The organism is Streptomyces sp. CoH27 (genome assembly GCF_020181035.1).
GTDB lineage: Bacteria > Actinomycetota > Actinomycetes > Streptomycetales > Streptomycetaceae > Streptomyces > Streptomyces camelliae.
The window spans coordinates 237,587-243,661 of record NZ_JAIQYY010000011.1 but is presented as its reverse complement, the minus strand read 5'-3'; the positions used below and the strand labels follow the sequence as shown (position 1 = coordinate 243,661).

Sequence of the window (6,075 nt, the reverse complement as noted above, 5' to 3'; positions counted from 1 at the left end):
CGCCGTGGCCGCGCACCGCCCGCCAGTACAGGTTCCGTGGATCCTCCTTCAGCGCCAGGGACTTGGCACCGAAGCCCTTGGAGGACACGTAGACCCGTCCCTCGTCGGCGACATACGTCAGCAGGCACGCGGAACCGTGCAGCTTCTCCGTCAGGACGACCGGCTCGCCCGGTGTGAACATGTCCGGGTAGCGCTGGATGTTCTCGATGTCGACCCACGGCAGCAACGCGGCGGCGGACTCGGCCTCGCCGTTCATGGTCGGCGGAACCGGCGGCACCCACTTGGTGATGCCGAGCCGCTCGGCGAAGTCCGTGCCCTGGGCCGCCGCGCGCGCCAGATCGACGTCGGCCAGTGCCTTCGGCCGGCACACGATGCCCTGCGACAGCTCGCCGCGCAGCCGCACCGCCTTGACCCGGTTGGCCTCGCCGCCCGCCAGCCGTCCGGTCAGCCCCAGCTCGTCGATCAGGCCGGACGGCAGCACCGCCTGCTCGGGGATGTAGACGGCGGCCTCACCGGTGCGGTACGCGCCCTTGGCGACGACCGCCCGGTACAAGCCCACCTGGGCCAGTTCGAGCGCGTCGGCGTTCGGATGCTCGTGGACGGTCAGCACTTCGGCGGTGACGCGCAGCGTCGACATCGCAACTCCTCGGAAAGCTGGGCACGTTGACGGCCCTCAGGCGTGTTTCATCGGGCTCTACTCTCCACGCCGGAAACCGGTGGAACCAGCGGATTGGTGACTGGTAGCGTCGTGATCTTCGGCCGGCGGCGACGTCGTGCGCAGAGTACCGACGGGAGCAACTCCCCTGCCGACGCCCACCCTTGCCGCCGCGCTCGCGGACATCGAGACCGTGTTCAACGGGTTTGCGAGCCCGCACGAGACCGGCCGCGGCCGCTGCCACCTCCCCGAGGAGACCCCGCGTACCTGCGCACGCCGTACGTGCGTGTGCCCCTGAGCGTGGTGGACATGTACCTCAAGGAGGTGCCCGACCTTCCCCAAGTTCTCGCCTTCGCTCGAACAGGGGGGACCGCCAGGTCCGTCACATGTCACACACAGCCAACCGCGGGGGTGCGGCATCCCCCCAGCGCACCCCCCGGACCGGCCCCCGTTGCATCGCACTGCTCAGGCCGACATCAGCAGCGCCCCCCGGCGGGCATACTCCAGCGCCTGCGGGGTCAGCACGGGGCGCGGGACGAGGATTCCGCAGTCCGTGCAGACCGGGCCGGAGGACGGCTCGTGGTCCAGGTCGTGGCGCCAGATCAGACGGTCCGCGCCGCACACGGGGCAGCACGTGCCCGGTGTGCGCTCCAGGGCGCTGATCAGGCGGCGCAGTACGTCCGCCAGGGGCTCGTGCGGGTGCAGTCGTGGGTCGTCGCACCAGGCGACCCCGAAGCCGCCCCAGGTCAGCCGGTGCCAGTCGTCCACGCTGCCCGGCCGGCGGAGCCCGTCGTGCTTCTCCTTCCTGCGCCGCTCGGTGAAGTCGGTCTCGTAGGCGAGCCAGACGGAACGGGCCTCCTCCAGCTCCTCCAGTGCGGCCACGAGCCGCGCCGGGTCGGGGGAGCGGTCCTCCGGGCCGAAGCCCGCCCGGGAGCACAGATGGTCCCAGGTCGCCCGATGCCCGTAAGGGGCGAACTTCTCAAGGCACTTGCGCAGCGAGTACCGCCGCAGTGCCAGATCGCAGTCCGGATCGCGTACCTGTCTCGCCAGACTCCGGAAACCGGCCATCGCCCTGCACCTCCGTCACACCTGCACCTGTACTTCGGTCACTTCGGCGTCGTCGCACGGACGTCGTCGAGTAGACGTATCGACAGGCGATTCGGCTCCATCTCTTCGCGTGCTCTTCTCGCGTGCGCCTCTTGGCCGTTGGCGGCGGCTCCAAAAAGTGACGCATGTTCATCTTCAAACTCGGGGATACCGGCGGTAACGTTCGCGCACCCCCGGCGCTAGGAGCTGCCATGCCACGGCGTACCCCACGTACCGCCCTTGACAGACTGAGAACGTCCCGCCCCTTCACCAGGTTCCTGAAGACCGCCTCGATCTGCGTCCTCGTCGGCGGCTTGCTCTCTCCCCTCACCCAGACGGTGTCCGCCGCCACGGCCGCCGCCTCGAACGACTACTGCGGCGGCCAGTGCTCGGACATCCTGCCGCCCGGCGAGAACGGCAACGCGACCCTGGCGCAGATCCTGCTCAACCAGGCCTTCGGCACCCAGCCTTCGCACGCCGAGGACCAGCTCGGCCCGTATGCGGGCCTGGCCACCGGTCACAAGGGCCTGACCGACTCCACGATCAACAACTTCTTCAACGACTCCTCGTTCGGCGTCCCGTCCGACCAGGTCGCCTCCACGGAGAATCCGGGCGGGCGCAGCGACGTGACGATCGTCCGGGACAAGAAGACCGGTGTGCCGCACATCACAGGTACGACCCGGTACGGCACCGAGTACGGCGCCGGATTCGCCGCGGCCGAGGACCGGCTGTGGCTGATGGACGTCTTCCGGCACGTCGGCCGGGGCCAGCTGACCTCCTTCGCCGGCGGCGCGGCCGCCAACCAGGGCCTGGAGCAGGAGTTCTACCGCAACGCGCCGTACACCGAGGCCGACCTCCAGGCGCAGATCGACAACGCCGTCGCGAAGAACGGTGCCCGCGGTCAGCAGGCCCTCGCCGACGCCAATGCCTACCTCGACGGCATCAACGCGTACATCGACGCCTCCGACAGCGGCCGCTACTTCCCCGGCGAGTACGACCTGACCGGTCACAAGGACGCGATCACCAACGCCGGCACCATAAACCACTTCAAGATCACCGACCTGGTCGCGCTGGCCTCCGTCATCGGCTCGCTCTTCGGCTCCGGCGGGGGCGGCGAGGTCAACAACGCCATCTCACTGATCGCCGCGCAGGCCAAGTACGGCGTCGAGGAGGGCACCAAGGTCTGGGAGTCCTTCCGCGAGCGCAACGACCCCGAGGCCGTGCTGACCGTCCACGACGGCCAGAGCTTCCCGTACGGCGGCAAGCCGGACACCGCCAGGGGCGAGGCCCTGCCCGACGCCGGCTCGGTCACCCAGGAACCGCTCGTCTACGACCGCACGGGCAGCGCGACCACCGCCGCCGCCAAGAGCACCTCCGCCGGCGCCGCGAAGACCACGCTCAGCTCCGCCCACCGCGGCATGTCCAACGCCCTTGTGGTGAGCGGCAAGTACACCGCGAGCGGGCATCCGATCGCCGTCTTCGGACCGCAGACCGGGTACTTCGCCCCGCAGCTGCTCATGCTCCAGGAGATCCAGGGCCCGGGCATCAGCGCGCGCGGCGCCTCCTTCGCGGGCCTGAGCATGTACGTCGAACTCGGCCGGGGCCAGGACTACTCGTGGTCCGCGACCACCTCCGGCCAGGACATCATCGACACCTACGCCGTCGAGCTGTGCCAGGACGACTACCACTACCTGTACCACGGCACCTGTACCGCCATGGACGAGGTCGAGCAGAAGAACTCCTGGTCACCGACCACGGCCGACAGCACCCCGGCGGGGTCGTACACCATGCGCGTGTGGCGCACGAAGTACGGACCGGTGGAGTACCGCGCGACCGTCGGCGGCAAGAAGGTCGCCTACACCACGCTGCGCTCGTCGTATCTGCACGAGGCCGACTCGATCATCGGCTTCCAGATGCTGAACGACCCCGGCTACGTCAAGGGCCCGCAGGACTTCCAGAGCGCGGCCCAGCACATCAACTACACCTTCAACTGGTTCTACGCCGACTCCCAGCACACCGCCTACTACAACAGCGGTGACAACCCGGTCCGGGCCGCCGGCGTCGACGCCGAGTTCCCGGTCTGGGCGCAGGCCGCGTACGAGTGGCAGAACTGGGACCCGGCCACCAACACGGCCGAATACACCCCGGCCTCCGCCCACCCCAACTCCGTCGACCAGGACTACTACGTCTCCTGGAACAACAAGCAGGCCAAGGACTACACGACCGCGTCCTGGGGCGACGGCTCGGTGCACCGCGGCAATCTGCTGGACGACCGGGTGAAGAAGCTGGTCGCGGCCGGCGGGGTGACCCGGACCAAGCTGGTGCAGGCCATGGCGGACGCGGCCCTCGCCGACCTGCGCGCCGAGGACGTGCTGCCGAAGCTGCTCAAGGTGATCAACTCCTCGCCGGTGACCGACTCCACCGCCGCCGACGCGGTGAACAAGCTCCAGGCCTGGGTCACCGCGGGCGCCAAGCGCACGGAGACCTCGGCGGGTTCGAAGACGTACGCCGACGCCGATGCGATCCGCATCCTGGACGCCTGGTGGCCGCTGTTGGTCAAGGCGGAGTTCGAACCGGGCCTCGGCAACGATCTGTACACCGATCTCACCAGCAACCTGTCCGTCGACGAGGCTCCGTCCGCCGGACACGGCCCGACCGGCTCGCACGCAGGTAGCTCCTTCCAGTACGGCTGGTGGAGCTATGTCGACAAGGACATCCGGGCGGTGCTCGGGGAGAACGTGCAGGGTGGGCTCGCCGAGAAGTACTGCGGCGGAGGTGACCTCGGCTCCTGCCGGGACATCCTGATCAGCACCTTGAAGCAGGCGGCCGGCACCGGCGCGTCCACGGTCTACCCCGGCGACTCCCTGTGCTCGGCGGGCGACCAGTGGTGCGCCGACTCGATCGTCCAGCGCACCCTGGGCGGCATCAAGCACGGCAACATCAGCTGGCAGAACCGGCCGACCTTCCAGCAGGTGGTGGAGTACACCTCGCATCGGTGAACCGGCACCGGCGGCGGGCCGGGTTCAGGTGATACGGCCCGCCGTCAGGATCACCCTCGCCAGTTCGGGGTGCACGATGTCGCTGTGCGCCCCGGTCGGCGGGCCGCCCCGGCACACGACCGAGGCCGCGTCCACGTTCACGCACCCCGAGGCGGGCAGGGAGCCGTTCAGCGCCGCCGCGAGGTCCAGCCGCGCCGTCCCCGGCACCGCCTGCACCCCGTCGTGCCCCATGGCGCCCCACTCCGGCCCCAGCACGGCCGCGATCTCGCCGCCCACGCACGAGCGGTCGTCCCCGGACAGCCTGGAGGCCAGCGGATAGAACGTGCCGAGCGCCTGGTCGAAGTGCGAGTGGCAGCACACCAGCGGCCCGTCGATCCGCCGCTGCTGGTCCTTCAGCGCGCCCGCCTTGTCCGGGGCCTGCGGCACCTGCTCCGCGAACGCGTAGTGCGAGAAGGCGCCCTGCAGCAGCGTCACCGACTTCACCGTACGCACCCCGTCGGGCAGCCCGCGCAGCGCGAACGACACGAGCCGGCCGCCGAAGCTGTGCCCCGCCAGATGCACCCGCACCCCGGGCGCCGCCCCGGCCAGCTTCCCGAGCGCCGGCCCGAGCCCCTGCTCGCCGACGGTCCCGGCGCGCCGCTTCATCGTGTAGTACGTCGCCTGCCGCAGCAGCTCCTTGGCGCCCTCCCAGGGATTCGGGATGCTGAACCCCTCGGACCCCTCGGGCCCCTGGACCGACGCGAGCGCCTCCGCGAACTCCTGGCACGCCGTCGCCGGGTCCTCGGTGAACACACCCGGCTCACCCTCCTCCTCCGTGTCGGCCACACCGGCGGGCCGCTCCCCGTCGATCAGCTGCCGCACCAGCCGCCCGAACTGTGCCAACCCCTGGGCGCCGTCCGGCTGTTGGTCGAGCATCCCGGCCAACTGATCGAGCAGGGCCGCCCGGTCCGGGAACACCGCCCGCAGTGCACGCCGGGTGTCCTCGTCCAGCGCCCCCGCCGCCACGGTGGCGGTCGACTTCGGGAAGTCCGGGATCGGCTCGTCGCTGAAGCGCATCGACGGCCAGATCACGCCCACGTACCCGATACGGGCCTTCGGCGCGAGCCCCGGGATCGGGGCGAAGAACCGGCGGTACAGCGCGGTCGCGCCCGAACGGTCGTTGTTCCAGCCGTGGGCGAAGACGATCAGGTCACGGACGCCTTGCTCCGTGACCTGCGCCACCAACTGGTCGCGCTCGGGGGCGTCCACGTCCCCGTCCGCGTCGAAGGTCAGCTCCCAGTAGGGAGTCACACTCATCCCAGGATCCGCCATGCCAGGCTCCCTCGTCTCCCCGGA

4 protein-coding genes are annotated in these 6,075 nt (G+C 70.1%); 1 reads left to right on the top strand and 3 read right to left on the bottom strand.

Going from position 1 to position 6,075, the window contains the following annotated elements; translation table 11 throughout:
• A partial coding sequence (locus LE548_RS20455; protein ID WP_225098342.1) for an RNA ligase (ATP) occupies positions 1-637 on the bottom strand: 637 nt, incomplete at its 3' end.
• 483 nt (positions 638-1,120) lie between these two features.
• Entirely contained in the window at positions 1,121-1,723 is a 603-nt protein-coding gene (locus LE548_RS20450; protein ID WP_225098341.1) for a hypothetical protein, read from the bottom strand.
• 230 nt (positions 1,724-1,953) lie between these two features.
• Between LE548_RS20450 and LE548_RS20445 the strand changes: the two genes are divergently transcribed.
• Entirely contained in the window at positions 1,954-4,740 is a 2,787-nt protein-coding gene (locus tag LE548_RS20445) for a penicillin acylase family protein (protein ID WP_225098340.1), read from the top strand.
• A 24-nt stretch (positions 4,741-4,764) separates the two neighbouring features.
• On the opposite strand, the gene LE548_RS20440 is transcribed toward LE548_RS20445, so the two are convergent.
• Complete coding sequence (locus tag LE548_RS20440) at positions 4,765-6,051, bottom strand: serine-threonine protein kinase (protein WP_225098339.1); 1,287 nt, start codon at positions 6,049-6,051, stop codon at positions 4,765-4,767.
• Positions 6,052-6,075 lie beyond the last annotated feature (24 nt).

Excerpts from the sequence above, each read along its gene's own strand:
- LE548_RS20450 (WP_225098341.1), bottom strand. The coding sequence starts at position 1,723 with ATGGCCGGTTTCCGGAGTCTGGCGAGACAGGTACGCGATCCGGACTGC.
- LE548_RS20445 (WP_225098340.1), top strand. The coding sequence starts at position 1,954 with ATGCCACGGCGTACCCCACGTACCGCCCTTGACAGACTGAGAACGTCC.
- LE548_RS20440 (WP_225098339.1), bottom strand. The coding sequence starts at position 6,051 with ATGGCGGATCCTGGGATGAGTGTGACTCCCTACTGGGAGCTGACCTTC.